This is a genomic window from Paucibacter sp. M5-1 (assembly GCF_027498415.2).
Lineage (GTDB): Bacteria > Pseudomonadota > Gammaproteobacteria > Burkholderiales > Burkholderiaceae_C > Roseateles_E.
In genome coordinates, this window is record NZ_JAPZLM020000001.1 from 6,019,800 (window position 1) to 6,038,947 (window position 19,148).

Annotated in this window: 16 protein-coding genes, 1 tRNA gene, 1 pseudogene and 1 other annotated feature; of the genes and pseudogenes, 11 read left to right on the forward strand and 7 right to left on the reverse strand. The window is 66.8% G+C overall.

Features of this window, described 5'->3' with window-relative positions; all coding sequences use genetic code 11:
• Positions 1–53: 53 nt before the first annotated feature.
• Positions 54–536 (reverse strand): fasciclin domain-containing protein, encoded by a 483-nt coding sequence (locus O5M90_RS28510; protein WP_262973780.1) that lies wholly within the window; start codon positions 534–536, stop codon positions 54–56.
• Between the two features lie 208 nt (positions 537–744).
• On the opposite strand from O5M90_RS28510, the gene pstS reads away from it, so the two are divergent.
• The 7 genes from pstS to phoR all read left to right on the forward strand — a co-directional run bounded on the left by pstS (position 745) and on the right by phoR (position 7,413).
• On the forward strand, positions 745–1,785 hold the full coding sequence (gene pstS, locus O5M90_RS28515; RefSeq protein WP_269840663.1) for a phosphate ABC transporter substrate-binding protein PstS: 1,041 nt from the start codon (positions 745–747) through the stop codon (positions 1,783–1,785).
• A gap of 110 nt (positions 1,786–1,895) precedes the next feature.
• Positions 1,896–2,912, forward strand: a complete 1,017-nt coding sequence (pstC, locus tag O5M90_RS28520; RefSeq protein ID WP_269841086.1) for a phosphate ABC transporter permease PstC — start codon at positions 1,896–1,898, stop codon at positions 2,910–2,912.
• Entirely contained in the window at positions 2,909–3,781 is an 873-nt protein-coding gene (gene pstA, locus O5M90_RS28525) for a phosphate ABC transporter permease PstA (RefSeq protein ID WP_269840662.1), read from the forward strand. The genes pstC and pstA overlap by 4 nt, the downstream gene beginning before the upstream one ends.
• A gap of 15 nt (positions 3,782–3,796) precedes the next feature.
• Positions 3,797–4,582 carry a phosphate ABC transporter ATP-binding protein PstB gene (gene pstB / locus O5M90_RS28530; RefSeq protein ID WP_137945591.1) on the forward strand — a complete coding sequence of 262 codons (786 nt, stop codon included), beginning with the start codon at positions 3,797–3,799 and terminating at the stop codon, positions 4,580–4,582.
• 16 nt (positions 4,583–4,598) lie between these two features.
• Positions 4,599–5,306: a phosphate signaling complex protein PhoU gene (phoU, locus tag O5M90_RS28535; RefSeq protein WP_262973777.1), complete on the forward strand. Its 708-nt coding sequence runs from the start codon at positions 4,599–4,601 to the stop codon at positions 5,304–5,306.
• A gap of 24 nt (positions 5,307–5,330) precedes the next feature.
• Complete coding sequence (gene phoB, locus O5M90_RS28540; RefSeq protein WP_262973776.1) at positions 5,331–6,032, forward strand: phosphate regulon transcriptional regulator PhoB; 702 nt, start codon at positions 5,331–5,333, stop codon at positions 6,030–6,032.
• Positions 6,033–6,051: 19 nt separating this feature from the next.
• Positions 6,052–7,413, forward strand: coding sequence for a phosphate regulon sensor histidine kinase PhoR (phoR, locus tag O5M90_RS28545; protein ID WP_262973775.1), 1,362 nt, complete (start codon positions 6,052–6,054; stop codon positions 7,411–7,413).
• 7 nt (positions 7,414–7,420) lie between these two features.
• Here the strand turns inward: phoR and O5M90_RS28550 are convergent, their stop codons facing one another.
• The 4 genes from O5M90_RS28550 to trxA form a co-directional block, all read right to left on the reverse strand.
• Entirely contained in the window at positions 7,421–9,070 is a 1,650-nt protein-coding gene (locus tag O5M90_RS28550; protein ID WP_269840661.1) for a hypothetical protein, read from the reverse strand.
• Between the two features lie 126 nt (positions 9,071–9,196).
• Positions 9,197–9,451, reverse strand: coding sequence for a type B 50S ribosomal protein L31 (locus tag O5M90_RS28555; RefSeq protein ID WP_137945596.1), 255 nt, complete (start codon positions 9,449–9,451; stop codon positions 9,197–9,199).
• 161 nt (positions 9,452–9,612) lie between these two features.
• Complete coding sequence (gene rho, locus O5M90_RS28560) at positions 9,613–10,878, reverse strand: transcription termination factor Rho (RefSeq protein WP_137945597.1); 1,266 nt, start codon at positions 10,876–10,878, stop codon at positions 9,613–9,615.
• Between the two features lie 239 nt (positions 10,879–11,117).
• Entirely contained in the window at positions 11,118–11,447 is a 330-nt protein-coding gene (trxA, locus tag O5M90_RS28565; RefSeq protein WP_137945598.1) for a thioredoxin TrxA, read from the reverse strand.
• 130 nt (positions 11,448–11,577) lie between these two features.
• On the opposite strand from trxA, the gene O5M90_RS28570 reads away from it, so the two are divergent.
• From O5M90_RS28570 to O5M90_RS28580, 3 genes are all read left to right on the forward strand, one after another.
• Complete coding sequence (locus tag O5M90_RS28570; protein ID WP_440402500.1) at positions 11,578–14,244, forward strand: PD-(D/E)XK nuclease family protein; 2,667 nt, start codon at positions 11,578–11,580, stop codon at positions 14,242–14,244.
• Positions 14,244–17,591 (forward strand): UvrD-helicase domain-containing protein, encoded by a 3,348-nt coding sequence (locus O5M90_RS28575; protein ID WP_332909500.1) that lies wholly within the window; start codon positions 14,244–14,246, stop codon positions 17,589–17,591. Before O5M90_RS28570 ends, O5M90_RS28575 begins: the two co-directional genes overlap by 1 nt.
• Before the next feature lie 28 nt (positions 17,592–17,619).
• Positions 17,620–17,696 (forward strand) — tRNA-Pro (locus O5M90_RS28580).
• A gap of 153 nt (positions 17,697–17,849) precedes the next feature.
• Here O5M90_RS28580 and O5M90_RS28585 read toward each other — a convergent pair.
• Positions 17,850–18,344, reverse strand: a pseudogene (locus O5M90_RS28585) (IS3 family transposase); the annotation flags it as partial.
• Positions 18,234–18,350, reverse strand: a sequence feature (AL1L pseudoknot). It overlaps the preceding pseudogene by 111 nt.
• Before the next feature lie 367 nt (positions 18,351–18,717).
• Positions 18,718–19,038 carry a hypothetical protein gene (locus O5M90_RS28590; protein ID WP_440402533.1) on the reverse strand — a complete coding sequence of 107 codons (321 nt, stop codon included), beginning with the start codon at positions 19,036–19,038 and terminating at the stop codon, positions 18,718–18,720.
• A 20-nt stretch (positions 19,039–19,058) separates the two neighbouring features.
• On the opposite strand from O5M90_RS28590, the gene O5M90_RS28595 reads away from it, so the two are divergent.
• Positions 19,059–19,148: DUF2933 domain-containing protein (locus O5M90_RS28595; protein ID WP_440402531.1), on the forward strand; the 90-nt coding region annotated here is incomplete at its 3' end.

Sequence of the window (19,148 nt, forward strand, 5' to 3'; positions counted from 1 at the left end):
CAAAAGCCCCCGCAGCGCAGGCTGCGGGGGCTTTCTTCTGGGGTCGGCCTTGCTTACTTCTTCGGTGGCATCAGCACGCGATCGATCACATGGGCCACGCCGTTGGTGGCCTTGATGTCGGCGCGCTGCACCATCGCATCTTCGACGGTGACGAAATCGCCGGCCTTGGCCAGGGCCACATTGGCGCCTTGCAGGGTCTTGGCGTTCCCGGGCTTGATCTCGGCGGCGCTCAGCTGGCTGCTCAGGATGTGATAGCTTAGCACGGCCTTGAGCTGGGCATTGTCCTGGGCCAGCGCCTCCAGGGTCTTGGCCGGCACGGCCTTGAAGGCCTCGTCGCTGGGCGCGAACACGGTCAGCGGGCCGCTGGCGCGCAGGCTGTCGCGCAGGCCGGCCTGGTCGACCAGGCGGTTGAAGGTGCTCAGCTGCGGATCGCGGCCCAGCGTGTCGGCCAGGGGGGCCGGCGCCGGTGCGGTGGCGCAGGCGCTCAGGCCCAGAGCCAGGGCGGCCAGGGCCAGGAATTGGGTGGGTTTGTTCATCTCGAGGTCTCCGGTCCAGGGCATCAGGCCCAGCGGCACGGACTGTAGGCAGGGTATGTGACAGACGGGTGAATTGATTGTGACAATGGCGTTGACGCCTTGGGCGGGTCTGGAGAGACTTCACGAGCGCCTGTTGCTGTCACCGACTCGTCACATTCAAGTCATAGGATGACACCCATCGTCAACCAAGCACTGCGATAGGTAACTCATGAACTTCGTACATTTGAGCAAGGGTCTTGTTTTTGCGGCCGCTGCAACATTGGCCCCGCTGGCCATGGCCCAGGACGTGACCGGTGCCGGTGCATCCTTCCCTGCGCCGGTTTATGCCAAATGGGCCGATGCCTATAACAAGGCGGTCGGCGCGCGTATCAACTACCAGTCGGTCGGCTCGGGTGCCGGCATTCGCCAGATCAAGGCCAAGACGGTGGACTTCGGTGCCTCCGACGCGCCGCTGAAGGACGATGAGCTGGCCAAGGACGGCATGATCCAGTTCCCCACCGTGATCGGTGGTGTGGTGCCGGTGGTCAATATCAAGGGCATCACCCCGGGCCAGATCAAGATGACCGGCCAGCTGCTGGGCGACATCTATCTGGGCAAGATCACCAAGTGGAACGATGCGGCCATCGCCGCGCTGAATCCCAGCGTTGCGCTGCCGGACGCTGCCATCGCCGTGGTGCGTCGCGCCGACGGCTCGGGCACCAGCTTCCTGTTCACCAACTACCTGTCCAAGGTCAATGCCGAGTGGAAGAGCAAGGTGGGCGAGGGCACGGCCGTGAACTGGCCGACCGGCGCCGGCGGCAAGGGCAATGAGGGCGTGTCGGCCTTCGTGACCCGTCTGCCCAACTCGATCGGCTATGTCGAGTACGCCTACGCCAAGCAGAACAAGATGTCGCATGTGCAGCTGAAGAATCAGTCCGGCGCCTATGTCAATCCGGATGACAGCGCCTTCAAGGCCGCGGCTGCCGGTGCTGAATGGACCAAGAGCTTCTACCAGGTGCTGACCGAGCAGCCCGGCAAGGACAGCTGGCCCATCACCGGCGCCACCTTCATCCTGATGCACAAGAACCAGGACAAGCCCGCCAGCGCCACCGCTTCGCTGAAGTTCTTCGACTGGGCCTTCGGCAGCGGCGACAAGATGGCCGAAGACCTGGATTACGTGCCGCTGCCCGCCAGCGTCAAGGATCTGATCCGCAAGCAGTGGGCCGACAACCTGAAGGACGCTTCGGGCAAGGCCATCGCTTACAAGTGATTCTGTACTGAGCAGTCGCAACGGCCCGGCAGTCAACAACGCTGTCGGGCTGTTGTCGAATCTGCCGCCGACTTCTCAACGCCTGATTCCCAGGAGGCCCCGTGGCCGCAATACTCCCAGCCAACAACTTCGAGTCCGGTGATCGTCCGGCAGAGCGGGTCCAGCCCCAGGGCAGCCCGCCACCGCGTCGCCGTGTCGCGCCCTGGGCCGACACCGTGTTTTCGCTGCTCGCGCACAGCGCCGCCTGGCTGACGCTGGCCCTGCTGGTGGGCATCATCGTGTCGCTGCTGATCGGCGCGGCGCCGGCCATCCAGGAATTCGGCCTGGGCTTTCTGTGGACCAGCGAATGGGATCCTGTCCAGGAGAAGTTCGGCGGCCTGGTGATGATTTACGGCACGCTGATGACTTCCTTCATCGCGCTGCTGATCGCGGTGCCGGTGAGCTTCGGCATCGCGCTGTTCCTGACCGAGCTCTCGCCCAACTGGCTGCGTCGGCCGCTGGGCGTCGCGGTCGAGCTCTTGGCCGCCGTGCCGTCCATCGTCTATGGCATGTGGGGCCTCTTGGTGTTCGGACCCATCCTGGCCACCTATGTGCAGCAGCCGCTGCAGGCGATGCTCAGCGGTGTGCCCTTCCTGGGCGCGCTGGTGTCGGGTCCGCCGGTGGGTATCGGCATCCTGTCGGCCGGCATCATCCTGGCCATCATGATCATTCCCTTCATCGCCTCGGTGATGCGCGATGTGTTCGAGGTCACGCCGCCGATGCTGAAGGAAAGCGCCTACGGCCTGGGCGCCACCACCTGGGAGGTGGTCTGGAAGGTGGTACTGCCCTATACCAAGACCGGCGTGGTCGGCGGCATCATGCTGGGCCTGGGCCGAGCGCTCGGAGAGACCATGGCCATCACCTTCGTGATCGGCAATATGAACCAGCTGAACTCGCTGTCGGTGTTCGAGGCGGCCAACAGCATCACCTCGGCGCTGGCCAATGAGTTCGCCGAGGCCGGCGAGGGCCTGCATCAGGCTTCGCTGATCTATCTGGGCCTGGTGCTGTTCTTCATCACCTTCGTGGTGCTGGCCTGCTCCAAGGTGCTGTTGTCGCAACTGAAGAAGAACGAGGGAGCGCGCTCATGAGTGCCAGCACCACCGCATTGGATGCCAAGCGCTTGGCCATGCATGCCAAGCGCAAGCGGGTCAACGCGATCGCGCTGACCCTGTCGCTGGCCGCGATGGCCTTCGGCCTGTTCTGGCTGCTGTGGATCCTGTTCGAGACCGTGCGTCTGGGCATCGGCGGCCTGGCGCTGGCCACCTTCACCGAGATGACCCCGCCGCCGCAGGCCGAGACCGGCGGCCTGGCCAATGCCATCTTCGGCTCGGCCGTGATGGTGGGTCTGGCCACCTTGCTCGGCACACCGGTTGGCGTGCTGGCCGGTGTCTACCTGGCCGAGTACGGCCAGAAGACCTGGCTGGGCAGCACCGTGCGTTTCATCAACGACATCCTGTTGTCGGCGCCGTCCATCGTCGTCGGCCTGTTCATCTACGCGGTCGTGGTCGCCAAGATGAAGAGCTTCTCGGGCTTTGCCGGCATCCTGGCGCTGGCGCTGATTGTGATCCCGGTCGTGATACGCACCACCGAGAACATGCTGAGCCTGATCCCGAATGCCTTGCGCGAGGCGGCCTACGCGCTGGGCACGCCGAAGTGGAAGGTCATCATGTCGGTGACCCTGAAGTCGGCCCGCGCCGGCGTGCTGACCGGCATCTTGCTGGCCCTGGCTCGCATTTCTGGCGAGACCGCACCGCTGCTGTTCACCGCGCTGTCGAATCAGTTCTGGACCTCGGACCTGAGTGCGCCGATGGCCAGCCTGCCGGTCACGATCTTCAAATTCGCGATGAGCCCCTACGAAAACTGGCAGAAGCTGGCCTGGGCGGGCGTGTTCATCATCACCATTGGCGTGCTGCTGCTGAATATCCTGGCGCGCGTGCTCTTCAAGAACAAGCATTAAGAGGGCTTAACCACCATGGACGCAAAAGTCGACATGCCCATCACAGAGCGGGCCAAGCTCTCGGTCAAGAACCTGAACTTCTATTACGGCAACTTCCATGCCCTGAAGAACATCAATCTGGACATTCCGGAAAAGAAGGTCACCGCCTTCATCGGCCCCTCGGGCTGTGGCAAGTCCACCCTGCTGCGCACGCTGAACCGCATGTTCGAGCTCTATCCCGAGCAGCGCGCCGAAGGCCAGATCCTGCTGGACGGCAATGACATCCTGACCAGCCGCGACGATGTCTCGCTGGTGCGCGCCAAGATCGGCATGGTGTTCCAGAAGCCGACGCCGTTCCCGATGTCGATCTACGACAACATCGCCTTCGGCGTGCGCCTGTTCGAGACGCTGCCGCGGGTCGAGATGGATGAGCGGGTCGAATGGGCGCTTAAAAAAGCCGCGCTGTGGAACGAGGTCAAGGACAAGCTCAACCAGAGCGGCTCGGGCCTCTCCGGCGGCCAGCAGCAGCGTCTGTGCATCGCCCGCGGCATCGCGATCAAGCCCGAGGTGTTGCTGCTCGACGAGCCTTGCTCGGCGCTGGACCCGATCTCTACCGGCAAGATCGAGGAGCTGATCCACGAGCTCAAGAGCGACTACACGGTGGCCATCGTGACCCACAACATGCAGCAGGCCGCGCGCTGCTCGGACTACACGGCCTATATGTACCTGGGCGACCTGATCGAGTTCGGCCCGACGGCCGAGCTGTTCATGAAGCCCAAGCGCAAGGACACCGAAGACTACATCACCGGCCGCTTCGGCTGAGCCAGGGAGACACACCATGAGCGACAAGCATCTCTCAACCCAATTCGATGCCGAGCTGAGCGGCATCTCGACCCGCGTGCTGGAAATGGGCGGTCTGGTCGAGGCCCAGGTGGCGCAGGCGGTCAACGCGCTGACCTCCTTCAGCGGCGAGATCGCCAGCGTCGTGCTGCAGACCGAGGAGCGCGTCAACGCGATGGAAGTGGAGATCGACCGCGATCTGTCCAGCATCATCGCGCGCCGTCAACCCACGGCCCGCGATCTGCGCCTGCTGATCGCGATCTCCAAGACCATCGCCAATCTGGAGCGCGTCGGTGACGAGGCCGCGCGCATTGCCCGCACCGTGCAGCGCCTGATCAACTCCGGCGTCTCGAGCCGGCTGCGCCTGCCGATGTCGGACCTGGCCTTCGAGGCCGATCTGGCCGTGGCCCTGCTGCGCAAGGCGCTGGATGCCTTCGCGCGTCTGGATGTAGAGAAGGCGCTGGAAGTGCTGAAGCAGGACGACCAGATCGACAAGGAATTCGATGGCCTGCTGCGCAAGCTGATCACTTACATGATGGAAGACCCGCGCACCATCTCCACCTCGATCGACATGGTCTTCGTCGCCAAGGCGATCGAGCGCGTCGGCGACCATGCCAAGAACCTGGCCGAGGTCATCATCTATGTGGTCAAAGGCACCGATGTGCGTCACAACACGCCCGAGGCGGTTGAGACCATGGTGCGCTGAGGCCCGGAGCAGAAGGAAAACAATATGAGCCGTATCCTGGTGGTGGAAGACGAATCGGCGATTGCCGAGCTGATCTCGATCAATCTGCGTCATGCCGGATTCGATGTGACGATCGCCGGCAGTGCCGATCAGGCGCAGCTGGAGGTGGATCGGGTGCTGCCGGACCTGGTGGTGCTGGACTGGATGCTGCCGGGTCAGTCGGGCCTGGCGCTGGCGCGGCTGTGGCGCGGTGCGGTGCGCACCAAGGAGCTGCCCATCATCATGCTGACCGCGCGGGCCGAGGAGACCGACAAGGTCTCGGGGCTGGATGCCGGCGCCGATGACTATCTGACCAAGCCCTTCTCGACCAATGAGCTGCTGGCTCGCATCCGTGCGGTGCTGCGCCGCAAGGCGCCCGAGGCGCTGGATTCGGTGGTCGAGATCAGCGGCCTGAGCCTGGACCCGGGCACGCGCCGCGTCAGTCGCGAAGGTGTCGAGGTCAAGCTGGGCCCGACCGAGTTCCGCCTGCTGCACTTCTTCATGACCCATCCCGAGCGCGTGCACAGCCGCTCGCAGCTGCTGGACCGGGTCTGGGGCGACCATGTCTTCATCGAGGAGCGCACGGTGGACGTGCATGTCAAGCGCCTGCGTGAGGCGCTGGAGCGGGTGCACTGCGCACGCATGATAGAGACGGTGCGCGGTGCGGGCTACCGGCTGACGCAACAGGCCAGCGCGCTGTCCGCCTGAGCCAGGAACTGGAGTTTCAGTGAACTGGCTGCTGCCGCGTATTGCATTGGCCACCCTGGCCGTGGCTCTGGGAGCCTTGGTCGGTGTGTGGGTGGGGCGCTGGTCGCAGGCGCCATTTCTGGGGGAGGTCCTGGGCGCGGGCAGTGCGGTGCTGGTGCTGGTGCTGGTCGACTCATTGCGCGGCCATCGGCTGATCCAGTGGCTGCGCGGCAACCAGCAAGGCGCCGCGCCGCGTGACACCGGTTTCTGGGGCGAGCTGGGCTATCGCATCGAACGCGCGGTGCGCGAGCGCGAGCGCGTCATCGATCGCGAGCGTCTGCAGCTCTCGCAGTTCCTGTCGGCCATCGAGGCCTCGCCCAATGGCGTGCTGATGCTGGATCGGCATGACCATATCCAGTGGTGCAACAAGGTGGCGGCCGACCACTTCGCGCTCGATCCGCAGCGCGATCTGCAGCAGCGAATCACGAATCTGGTGCGCTCACCGGCCTTTGTCAGCTATCTGCAGTCGGGTCAGTACGCCGAGCCGCTGATGCTGGGCAACACCCGCGGTGCCGGCAATTTGTCGGTGGTGGTGCGCTCCTATGGTGAGGGCATGCGGCTGGTCTTGTCGCAGGATGTCACCGAGCGCGAGCGCGCGGAGAGCATGCGGCGCGACTTCGTCGCCAATGTCTCGCACGAGATCCGCACGCCGCTGACGGTACTGACCGGTTTCATCGAGACCATGAGCTCGCTGCCGCTGACCGAGGCCGAGCGCAAGCGCGTGCTCTTCCTGATGGGCCAGCAGACCCAGCGCATGCTGACCCTGGTCAGCGATCTGCTGACCCTGGCCCAGCTGGAAGGCAGCCCGCGCCCGGCGCCGGACCGCTGGGTCAGCCTGGACGGCCTGCTGAACCGCGTTGCGTCGGATGCGCAGGCGCTGTCCTCGGGCCGGCACCAGATCAGCGTGCAGACCGAGACCCATGCCGATGTGGCCGGCGTCGAGCCCGAGCTGCTCAGCGCGGCCGCCAATCTGGTGACCAATGCGGTGCGCTACACGCCGGACGGCGGCGCCATCGATGTGGTCTGGCGCCTGCAGACCGATGGCAGCGGCGAGCTGAGCGTTTGCGACACCGGCCCGGGCATTGCCCGCGAGCATCTGCCGCGTCTGACCGAGCGCTTCTACCGTGTCGATGGCAGCCGCTCGCGCGAGACCGGCGGCACCGGCCTGGGCCTGTCCATCGTCAAGCATGTGGCGCAGCGCCATGGCGGCGAACTGCACATCCAGAGCGAACCCGGCAAGGGCTCGAAGTTTCGCCTGGTGCTGCCGGCCGTGCGTGTGCGGGTGGCCGGTGGCGAGGCCGAGGTGGGCGTCGAGGCGGCGATGCCGCGCGCCCAGGCCTGAGGATGTCTCAGAGCCGTCGCAGCACCAGGTAGTGCTGCACCCGATCGGTCGGGCGGCGCACGGTGCCGACCTGGCTCCAACCCTCGGGCAGCGTTACCTGGGTATCGTTCTGCAGCAGCGCGTACTGGCAGCTGCTCTGTGCCAGCGGCCGGCGTGCCTCGATCACCCAGCCGCCCTGAAATTCCAGCGAGGCCAGCAGCGACATCGGCTGGCCCGGTGCGGCCAGGCAGTTGAACTCGGTGGGCAACTGGCTGCGCAGCCGCTCGATCAGTGCACGATTGCTGCGCGCATAGTCCAGCAGCGGCAACCACAAGCTCATCGCCAGCAGCCACAGCAGGGCCACGCCGCCGGCCGGCAGCACCAGGCTTTTCCATAGCGCATGCTGGTGGCGGGCCGTGCGCCAGCGCACCAGCGCGATCCAGGCCGCCGTGCCGAGCAGGGCCACGGCCAGCGCCAGCGGATGGAAGCTGGGCTCGAAGCCCTGCGCCAGCTTGCGGATATTGGCCAGCGGCTGGGTCGGCCAGCCGGCCTGCATCGAGGCGTAGTAGGCCCACACGAAAAGCGCGCCGGCGCTGAAGAAGAACACCGAGAACCAGTCCATCGCCGCCGCGACGCTGCGCCGCAGCGTCGGCAGCGCAAAGCTGGCCAGTACCGCCAGCGCCGGCAGTGCCAGCAGCAGCGCGCGGTCCGAACCATTCATCAGCAGGCTGGTGATCAGCGGCACCAGCACGCCCAGCAGCGGCACGCTGACATGGCGATGCTGCCAATGGCGCCGCCAGCGCCACAGCGTCCACAGCGCCATCGGCCAGGCCGGCCAGCAGAACCAGGCGAGCTGGCTGACGAAACGCAGCGGGTCCTTGGCATGGCCGTCCACCGCGACGCGCCAGGCCCAGCCACGGAATTCCCAGGCGCTCAGCGCGCCCAGGGCCACCGCCACCAGCAGCCAGGGCAGCAAGCGCCGCACCTGCTCATAGCTGGAGCGGCGCACCAGCCAGGCGCCACCGGCCCCCAGCGCTGCCGCCATCGCCGGCGCGCCGCTGGCGGCCAGCAGCGGCAGGGCCAGCAGCACGGCAATGCGGGCCTTGGTCTCGCGGTAGGGCGCGGCCGCCAGGCCGTAGATGAACAGGCTGCAAGCCAGCAACTGCATCAGCTCGGGCGTCGTTTCATGGCCCAGCAGCAGCAGGCCCAGCGAGGCCACCAGGGCCAACAGCGCACCATCGGCCAGCGCACGCGCGTAATCGATCGCATGGGCCTCGCCGCCAAAGGCGAAGGCCACCGGCTGGGCCGCATCGGTGCGTGCCAGATGGAAGGTCGTGTACCAGACCAGCACCAGCACGGCCACCAGGGCCAGGCCGAAGGGCAGACGCGCGGCCAGCGCCGGGTCCAGCCAGGGCAGGGCCTTGATGAAGGCCGCGCCTATCCAGTAGGGCAGCAGGCCGCCCTCGGCCGGGATGCCGGCGATCGCCGGTTGCCACCAGGGGGCATGGCCTTGCGCGATGCTGGCCATGAAGCCGAAGGCCGTCATGTCGGCATTGCGCCAGGGGTCGCGGCCGAACAAGCCGGGAATCACATAGGCGGCACAGAACAGCAGCAGGGCCAGGCGCGGCAGCCGCTGGGCGCCGCGTTCGGCCACGATGGCGGGGTTGGGCAGGTTCACGCGCGGGATTCTTCTACGGGTTTGTCTCGGTGCGCATCATGCCGCAGAACCTGGGTTCTTCCGGCGCCATGAAAAAAGGCAGCCTGAGCTGCCTTTTGCTGGACCGCCGCGCAAGCGGCGATGTCTTTACTTCTTGAACTGCGCAAACTTGTTGCGGAACTTCTCGACGCGACCGCCCAGATTGTCGATGCTCTTTTGCTGGCCGGTGTAGAAGGGGTGCGACTCGCTGGTGGTTTCCAGCTTGACCAGGGGCAGCGTGCGGCCGTCTTCCAGGGTCACGGAGTCCTTGGTCTGCACGGTCGAGCGCGTGATGAACTGGAAACCGTTGGATTGGTCCACGAAGGCCACTTCGCGGTAGTTGGGGTGAATGCCGTCTTTCATGAGAGACCTCTCGCTGCAGTGCCGGTAGCCACGCCGCACCATGCGACGCACTTTCCGACAGCGGAAAAACGCGGATTATAGCCTGAAGTAGGAACGCCACCCGAAGGTGGCGTTCGCGCACCGCCAAAGCGGTGCCATGAAGTCCTGCAGAACCGAGCTCTTTAACCGCCTCGACGCATCATGTCGAAGAAGTCGAGGTTGTTCTTGGTGGACTTCATCTTGTCGAGGATGAACTCCATCGCCTCGATCTCGTCCATCGGGTAGAGCAGCTTGCGCAGGATCCAGCTCTTTTGCAGGATCTCGGGCTTGAGCAGCAGTTCTTCGCGGCGGGTGCCGGACTTGTTGATCAGGATCGAAGGGTAGACGCGCTTCTCGGCCATGCGGCGATCCAGATGGATTTCGCAGTTGCCCGTGCCCTTGAATTCTTCGTAGATCACCTCGTCCATGCGGCTGCCGGTTTCCACCAGGGCCGTGCCGATGATGGTCAGCGAGCCGCCTTCCTCGATCTTGCGGGCTGCGCCGAAGAAGCGCTTGGGTCGCTGCAGCGCGTTGGCGTCCACGCCGCCGGTCAGCACCTTGCCCGATGAAGGAAGGACGTTGTTGTAGGCGCGTGCCAGGCGGGTGATCGAGTCCAGCAGGATGATCACGTCCTTCTTCATCTCGACCAGGCGCTTGGCCCGCTCGATCACCATCTCGGCGACCTGCACATGGCGGGCGGCCGGCTCGTCGAAGGTCGAGGAAATGACCTCGCCACGCACGGTGCGCAGCATCTCGGTCACTTCTTCCGGACGCTCGTCGACCAGCAGCACGATCAGATGGCAGTCGGGGTGATTGGCCACCAGCGCATGCGCCAGCTGCTGCATCATCACGGTCTTGCCGGTCTTGGGCTGGGCCACCAGCAGCGCGCGCTGGCCTTTGCCGATCGGCGCGATCAGGTCGATGATGCGGCCGGTGATGTTCTCTTCGCTCTTGACGCCGTCGCGCTCGAGCTTGAACTGCTCGCGCGGGAATAGCGGCGTCAAGTTCTCGAACATGATCTTGTGCTTGCTCTCCTCGGGCGTCGCGTCGTTGACGCGGTCGACCTTGACCAGGGCAAAGTAGCGCTCGCCATCCTTGGGCACGCGCACCTCGCCTTCGATCATGTCGCCGGTGTGGAGATTGAAGCGGCGGATCTGGCTGGGGCTCAGATAGATGTCGTCGGTCGATGCCATATAGCTGGCTTCGATCGAGCGCAGGAAGCCGAAGCCATCGGGCAGCACTTCCAGCACGCCATCACCGAAGACTTGCTCTCCGGCCTTGGCGCGCTTTTTCATGATGGCAAACATCAGCTCCTGCTTGCGCAGCCGAGCGACGTTGTCGATTTCCAGCTCCTCGCCCATCTTGATGAGCTCGGAAACGTGAAGCGCTTTCAGTTCTGAAAGGTGCATGGGTGAATACCCTGAGAGTCGTCCCAGGCCCTGCCAAGGGCCACGGACAAATACTTCGGCGGCAAGCACTGCATTCAAGCCCGACAGCATCGGTGCATGAACGAGACGAAAGACATACGCGGGAGCTTGGGCGCCGAGTCCACGCGCCAGAACCTGGTCAGGTCGGGCGTGTTGGCAGTCTGCTGTTCAGTGCGGTCGGTGCGTTTGGAACACCGACCGCGCCGAACAGGTTGCAATCATTATAGGTTAGCGTCCAGGAAGGCCGTCAACTGGGCCTTGGACAAAGCGCCGACCTTGGTGGCGGCCAATTGGCCACCCTTGAACAGCATCAAGGTCGGGATGCCGCGGATGCCGAACTTGGCCGGCACCTCGCGGTTCTCGTCCACATTCATCTTGGCGACCTGCAGGCGCTCCTGGTAGGAGGTCGAGACCTCGTCGAGGATGGGCGCAATCATCTTGCAAGGGCCGCACCACTCGGCCCAGTAATCCACCAGCACGGGTTTGTCGGCTTGGATCACGTCGGCTTCAAAAGACGCGTCGGAAATATGTTTGATCAGTTCGCTGCTCATGGGTTGTCCTTGGCTGGCCGACTTCGCGTAGGCGGCATCAGAGGCACAATGATTCTGACACAAAGCCCCGCCGCAGGATTGCGGCCGGTCACAAGGCCCATATCCGGGCGCAGCCTTCATTCTCAAGCCCTTGTCATCACGCCACCTGTTCCCTCTCGATGCCGGCCATGGCGCCGCCCAGTTCTGGCTCCGACTGGCCGAGACGGCCGCCGCCTGGCTGGAAGGCCAGGGCCTGGCGGCGCGCGATGCCGTGCTGCTGCTGCCCTTCGCGCAACACCTGGCCCCGGCGCGGCGTGCCTGGATGCAGCTTTCGCGCTGGCAGCCGCGCATCGAGACCACCCACAGCCTGGCCGCCGCGCTGGGCCCGACACCGCTGCCGCAGGCCCAGCAGATCAGCTTCGATGCGGCGATCGATGGCCTGGCCGCGCGCGGCCTGCTGCAGTCGCAAAGCTGGGCCCAGGCCTTGCGCGCCCGCGATGCCCGGGCTTTCGATCTGGCCGTGCAGCGCCTGGTCGAGACCGCCCATGCCTGGGCCAGGGCGGCCGCGCAGCGCTCGCCGCAGGCGCGCGAGCTGCTGTGGCAGCAGGCGCGCCTGGCCCTGCAGAGCACCGGGCCTGGCGGTCTGGAGCGGGCGCTGGCCCTGGTGGCGCTGGAATGGGCGGCGGCCGACACCCGGGTGCCGCCCACCGATGCGCTGTTCGACTTGCGTCCCAGCGCCTGGCTGCATCTGCAGTGCGGTGGCCCGGACCCACTGGCCGAGGCGCTGCTGGAGCGGGCCGAGGCGGTGGGCCTGCCCTGCTTACGCCTGTGCGCCGATCTGGCACTGGATCAAGTGTTTGCGGCCAGCCCGCCACTGGGGCCGCTGGAGCAGGCCTTGTGCGAGGACTTCGAGGATCTGGCGCAAAGCAGCGCGGCCGCCGTGCTCGGGCATCTGCAGGCCGGCCGCAGCCCGGTCGCGCTGATTGCCCAGGACCGGGTGCTGATACGCCGGGTGCGCGCGCTGCTGGAGCGCCAGCAACTGGGCATTGCCGATGAAACCGGCTGGACCCTGGCGACCACGCCGCCCGCCGCCCAGCTGATGGCCTTGCTGCGCACCGCGCGCGGCCAGGCCAGCCTGGATGAATGGCTGGCTTTCCTGAAATGCGCGCTGGCGGCTCGGCTGCGCGATGCGGCCGGCTCGGGCGCGCTGACGGCTCTGGAAGCCCGCTGCCGTGCGCGCGGCTGGTCCGCGCCGGCGGCGGTGCGCGCCGATCTGCTGAGCCCGGCCAGCGCCCGGTTGTGGCAGGCTGCGCGGCAATGCCTGCAGCCGCTGTCGGCCGGCGCGGCCTTGCGCAGCCTGGCCGACTGGCTGGCGGCGCTGAAAGAGGTCTTGCAGCTGCTCGGCGCCGAGGCGCTGATCGAGGCCCAGGATGCCGGCGAGGCCTTGCTCGATGCGCTGTGGCTGCGCCGCTCACCCTGGCCCGATTCGGCTCACGAGGCGGTGCTGCAGCAGGCTCAGCTGAGCATGGCCGACTTCCTGGCCTGGGTCGACGCCAGCCTGGAAGCGGCGCAGTATGTGCCGCCGCCGCTGGGCGAGGTGATGGTGATGATCACGCCGCTGGCGCGCGCGATGCTGCGGCCTTTCGGCGCCGTCGTGCTGCCGGGCACCGATGCCCAGACCCTGGGGCCGGTGCCGGCCGGGCCGGCCCTGCTCAGCGACACGCTGGCGCGCGAACTGGGCCTGCCCAGCATCGAGGACAAGCGAGCGGCCCTGGCCCTGACCTTTGCCCAGCTGCTGCGCGCCCCGGCCCTGACCCTGCTGCGCTGTCGCAGCAAGGGCAGCGAGCCGCTGGCCGCCAGCCCCTTGCTGGAGCGCCTGGCCTTGGCGCTGCAAGCTGCCGGCCATGAACCCATCGCTGCCTGGCAGGACCGGCGCGAGCGGCTGAGCCTGCAGCCGCAGCCGCTGCAACGCGCCCAGGCCCACGCCGGGGGGCGCTTGCCGGCGGCACTGAGCGCCAGCGCGGTCGAGTCGCTGCGCAACTGCCCCTATCAGTTTTTCGCCCGCGTGCTGCTGGGGCTGCGCGAGCAGGCCGAGCTGGAGGCCGAGGCCGACAAGCGCGACTACGGCAGCTGGCTGCATGCGGTGCTGCATCAGTTTCACCAGCAGCGGCTGGCGCCGACTCAGGGCAATGACGATGAAGCGCTACTGCAGCGCGCGGCCATCGAGCAGATGCAGGCCCTGGGCCTGTCTGCGGCCGAGTTCCTGCCCTTCTCGGCCGGTTTTGCGCGCTTTGTGCCGCGCTATCTGGCCTGGCTGCGCGAGCAGGAGGCGGCCGGCGTGCACTACGCGGCGGGCGAGCTGGAGCGCGAGGTCTTGCCCTATGCCGACGGCGGCGCGGTGCTGCAGGACCTGCGGCTGCGCGGCCGGCTCGACCGTGTCGATGTCTCGGGCGGTACGCGCCTGCTGGTCGACTACAAGACCGGCAGCGTCGCGGGCCTGAAAGCCAAAGTGGCCGATCCGGCCGAGGATACGCAGCTGGCCGTCTATGCGGCCCTGATGCAGGGTGCGGCTGAGCCCGCCGGGCCGCCGGGCCTGGAGGCGCTGTATCTGGCGCTGGACGATGCCAAGGGCATCGCCGCTGTGCCGCATCCGGATGTGAGCGACAGCGCCGAGCTGCTGCTCTGGGGCCTGAAGAACGATTTGCTGGCCCTGCATGGGGGTGCGCCGCTGCCGGCGCTGGGCGAGGGCATGGCCTGCGCCTATTGCGAGATGCGCGGCCTGTGCCGCCGTGATGACTGGGCCGGAGCGGCACTGTGATGCAAGAACAAGCGGCCTACACCTGCGACGGCGCCCCGGTGGCGCGCGAACGCTTTTATGCGCTGGCCTGCGATCCGCAGCGCAGCGTGGTCGTCGAGGCCTGCGCCGGCGCGGGCAAGACCTGGATGCTGGTGTCGCGCATCCTGCGGGCCTTGCTGGAGGGCGCGCAGCCGCAGGACATCGTCGCGATCACCTTCACCCGCAAGGCTGCCGGCGAGATGCGCCAACGCCTGGGTGAATGGCTGGATGAGTTTGCGCACTGCAGCGAGGCGCAGCGCCGCGAAGCGCTGGTCCAGCGCGGTATGCCGGCCGAGCAAGCGGCCGCGCTGGCCCCGGCGCTGGCCGGTCTGCAGCAGCAGCTCTTGCAGGCCGGACGCATGGTCGAGATCCGTACCTTCCACGCTTGGTTCTCGCAGCTGCTGCGCGCCGCGCCGCTGGAGCTGCTGGAGGCCCAGGGCATCGCGCCCGAGCTGCAGCTGCTGGAGGACGAGAGCGAGCTGATGCCCGAGCTGTGGCAGCGCTTTCATGCGGCCGTGCTGGCCGACCAGGCGCTGCTGGCGGCCTATCAGGCCCTGGTGTTCGAGCAGGGGCGCAACAGGGTGCTGAGCTGGCTGGCGTCGGCCTTTGCGAAACGGGTCGAGATCCGGTTGGCCGCGCAGGCCGGACGCCTGCATGACAGCGTGGCCGGTGCCGCGAGCGTCGCGCCCGAGTTCGCCGGCCTGGCGCATCCGCTGGAGGCTTTCGCGGCGCTGCGGGCCGATCTGGCGACGCTGGCGCGGGTGCTGGGCCAGGCCAAGAACGCCACGCCCAAGAAGGCCGCAGTAGCCATCGAGCAAGGCCTGAGCCTGCCGGATGAGCAGGCGGTGGAGGCCGTCATCGAGGCCTTGTTCACCGCGACCGGCACGCCGCGCAAGAACCTGGGCGAGAGTCTGGAGCTGCAGTCGGCCATCGAGCGGCTGGAGCGCCTGAAGCTGGCACTGGCCCAGCACCAGGCGCGGGGCTGGCATCTGCAGATGTGCCAGCTGTCGCTGTGCCTGCTGGACGAGTTCGAGGCGCTCAAGCGCGCCCGCGGCCTGGTCGATATGAACGATCTGGAGCGCGGCGCGCTGGCCCTGCTCAGCGATGCGCCGCTGGCCGGCTGGGTGCAGGAGCGGCTGGACACCCAGATCCGCCACCTGCTGATCGACGAGTTCCAGGACACCAGCCCGCTGCAATGGCATGCCCTCTATGCCTGGCTGGCCGGCTATGTCGGCGCCGGTGGCGGCGCCAGCGGTCAGCGGCCGCCCTCGGTCTTCATCGTCGGCGATCCGAAGCAGAGCATCTACCGCTTCCGCCGCGCCGAGCCGCGCGTGTTCGCGGCCGCGCGCGATTTCGTCCGCGACGGCCTGGCCGGCACGGTGCTGGCCTGCGACCACACACGCCGCAACGCGCCGCCGGTGCTGGCCGCCGTCAATACGGCCTTCGATGCGGCCAGCCGGGCCCAGGAGTACAGCGGCTTTCGCCCGCACACGACCGAGGCGGGTGCCGCCTCGGCGCTGGACGGCGTGTTCTTCATCGATGATGACGGTGTCGACAACGACATCGCCGACACGCCTGGCGACGAGCTGCCAGCCTGGCGCCCCAGCCTCAGCCAGGCGCGCCACGAGCCCGAGCTGCACCGCCGCGCTGCCGAGGCGCAGCGCATCGCCGGCTGCATCGCGCGGCTGCTGAGCGAGGAAGGCGTGCAGCCCGGCGAGATCTATGTGCTGGCGCGCAAGCGCGAGGGCCTGCGGGTGCTGGCGCAGACCTTGAAGGCGCGCGGCCTGCCCCATGTGGCGCCCGAGGACATGGCGCTGCTGGATTCGCCCGATGTGCGCGATCTGCTGGCCCTGCTCGATGCGCTGGCCTCGCCGGGGCACAACCTGTCGCTGGCCCATGCGCTGCGCAGCCCCTTGTTCGGCGCCAGCGAGGCCGATCTGTTGCAGCTGGCCGCCTGCTCGGGCAGTGCCGACTGGCTGGGCCGGCCGCGGCCCGAGGAAGCGGCGCGCATGGCCTGGTGGGCAGCGCTGACGCTGGCGGACGAGCAAGACCTGTCCCCGGCGCTGCGGCGCGCCCGCGAGCTGTTGAATCGCTGGGAGCGGCTGGCCGGCGAACGCAGCCCGCATGACCTGCTGGACGCCATCGTCTTCGAGGGCGACCTGATGGTGCGGCTGGCCTGTGCCGTGCCGCCCAGCGAGCGGCGCTCTCGACTGCATGCGGTCGAGGCCTTGCTGGCCCTGGCGCTGGATCTCGATGGCGGCCGCTACGCCAGCCTCTACGGCTTTGTGCGCGCGCTGAAGAGCCGCGCCTTGAAGCTGGCCGCACCGGCCGAACCCGAGGCGGTGCAGCTGCTGACCGTGCATGGCGCCAAGGGGCTGGAGGCCCGTGTCGTGTTCCTGATGGACTGCGAGGCCGGGCCGGCCCGCGCCGAGAGCAGCAGCCTGGCGATCGCCTGGCCGGTGCAGGAGTCGGCGCCCAGTGTGGTGGCCTTCCTGGCCTCGGAGAGCCGGCCGCCGCCCTCGCTGCAGCCGCTGCTCGACGACGAGCGCGAGCAGCGCCAGCGCGAGGAGTTGAACGCGCTCTATGTCGCGATGACGCGGGCCCGCTCGCGCCTGGTGCTCAGTCGCACCCCGTCGCAGCGCAAGCCGGCCAACGCCACTTGGTGGAGCCGCTTGCAGCCACTGGCGATGGCCTTGCAGGTGACGGTCGAGGCTGTGGGCGAGTCTGCGGCGGCGGCCGCGCCGTTCCAGCTCAAGACCCTGCCACTGGCGCCGCCGCGCGCTGTCGTGCCGGTCGTCGAGATGGGGCAGGGGCCTGCCGTGGTCGACGACAGCGCGGCGCTGGGCGAGGCGCTGCACCGGGTGCTGGAATGGGCCAGCGGTCCGAGCGCGACAGCTCAGCCCTTGCCGCGTCTGCTGGCGGCCGCCGCGCAGATGTACGGCCTGGATGCCAAACGCAGCGAACGGCTGGAGCGCAGTGCGCAGGCCATCCTGGACAGCGCCGAGTGCGCGCCGTTCTTCGATGCGCCGGCCCTGCTGTGGGCCGGCAACGAGGTGCCGGTCAGCTGGCAGGGTCAGGACATGCGTCTGGACCGGCTGGTCTGTCGCCATGCCGGCTCCGGACAGGCGCCGATCTGGTGGGTGCTCGACTACAAGCTGCATCCCGCGCCGCAGAACAATCCTGATTATTTGCAGCAGTTGCGGCGCTACCGCGAGGCCGTGCTGAGGCTGCAGCCGGGCGAGCCGGTGCGCACCGCTTTCATCACTGGCCAAGGGCGCTTGGTGGACTGCACCGAGCGGGTCGAGCAGATAAGTCTCGGGGGCGAGTAAAAAACCAGGCTAGAATAGCGGTCTTAGTCGGGGCGTAGCGCAGCCTGGTAGCGCATCTGCTTTGGGAGCAGAGGGTCGCGAGTTCGAATCCCGCCGCCCCGACCAAGATTCATCAAGTAAATCAATGAGTTACAGCAGAAATGCCGTAGCTCTTTTTTTCGCCTCGTCGAGATTGCTCTGCGTGGGTAAACCAAGGGGTAAACCAAAGCGACGACGATGCTGCGCGTTGGTGAATTTTCTGAGCCACCTCTGTCCCCTGACGTGTGCCAGATACACCATGCCCTGCCGAGTCGAGACATAGGTGAAGTCGCTGACCCAGAGCTGGTTCGGCCGGTCTGTATGGAACTGCCGTTTCACCCGATCTTGCGGGCAGGGCACTTCGGCGCACGGTACGGTGCTGCGAGCTCGCTTGCCACGACTTGCGCCTTGCAGGTCTTTGAGCCGCATCAGCCGATGGACCATGCAGCGCGCCACCGCCGTGCCCTCGCGGCGCACCTGCCTCCAGACCTTGCGGTAGCCGTAGACCTGCAAGTTAGCGCTATGCACGCGCTGCACTTGTTCGACCAGGACTGCATCGCGCAGGACTCGCGCAGGCAGCAGCGCCAGGCGGTGCTAGTGTGCCGTGCGGCGCCAATAGCCCGACGGGGTGATCTGCAACGCCTTGTAGACCCGCTCGACCCCGAAGTGCTCGCGCTGCGCGTCGATGAAGGCCATCACTTCTTGATGTGGCGGTCGAGCTCCGCCTAGGCGAAACATGCGTAGCAATGGTCGTCAAGCACGTGAGAAGGATAGCGATGAGGTTCTTCATGATGGTGTGAGTGCGCCGTGCGCACGACTGATGACGGATCAGCGGTTTGGGTCGGCTGCTGACGGGGAACGAAGCCTGCATTGCTAGTGCCGAGCTCCATTGCACTCACTGAGGGGCGAGGATCCAGAGGGAGGCGAGTCACCTCGCAGCGGCGTTGTGGGTAGCCTCCCAGACATAGCAGCCACGTGGCCGAAATGGTGTTGAGGGCCCCAAAGAAGTGCCACCTGCACACGCTTGGTGAGTGGTGCCCAATAGTTGCTGTAAATGTCAAGAGAAGCGGGGAAACTCCCTAGGTAGACCGCGCTGCTTGCCTTTGTTTCAATGCATGCACTTCTTCTTGACGAGCGCATGAAACTCATCGGCTTTTGGCTTCTTTGCTTGGTGGCGGTCCTCGTGCCCGTCACCGCAAGCATTGCCAGGTCGATGATGTGCCCCGACGCATTTGTCTCCAAGCCGCAAGCGCGCCAGCAGAAGGTCGATGATGTCGGCCATCGCCAGACGCTTGCATCTGCGGCTGGCAAGCACGGCAGCAAGCCCATTGCGTCTGCGAAGAAGGTGAGTGACAAGGTCGCCGATACCGGCTCCCAGTCCAGCGAGCCCTGCTGCGATTTCAGTCCTTGCAGCCATTGCATCGTTCACGCGCCGGCATCGCCTGGATCGTGCTGGCCGGTGTGGTCGGCTGCATTCTTTGGGCGGAGCACCGCGCCCACCTGCGCGGTGCCTTGCCCAAACTGATCGTCCTGGCTTGC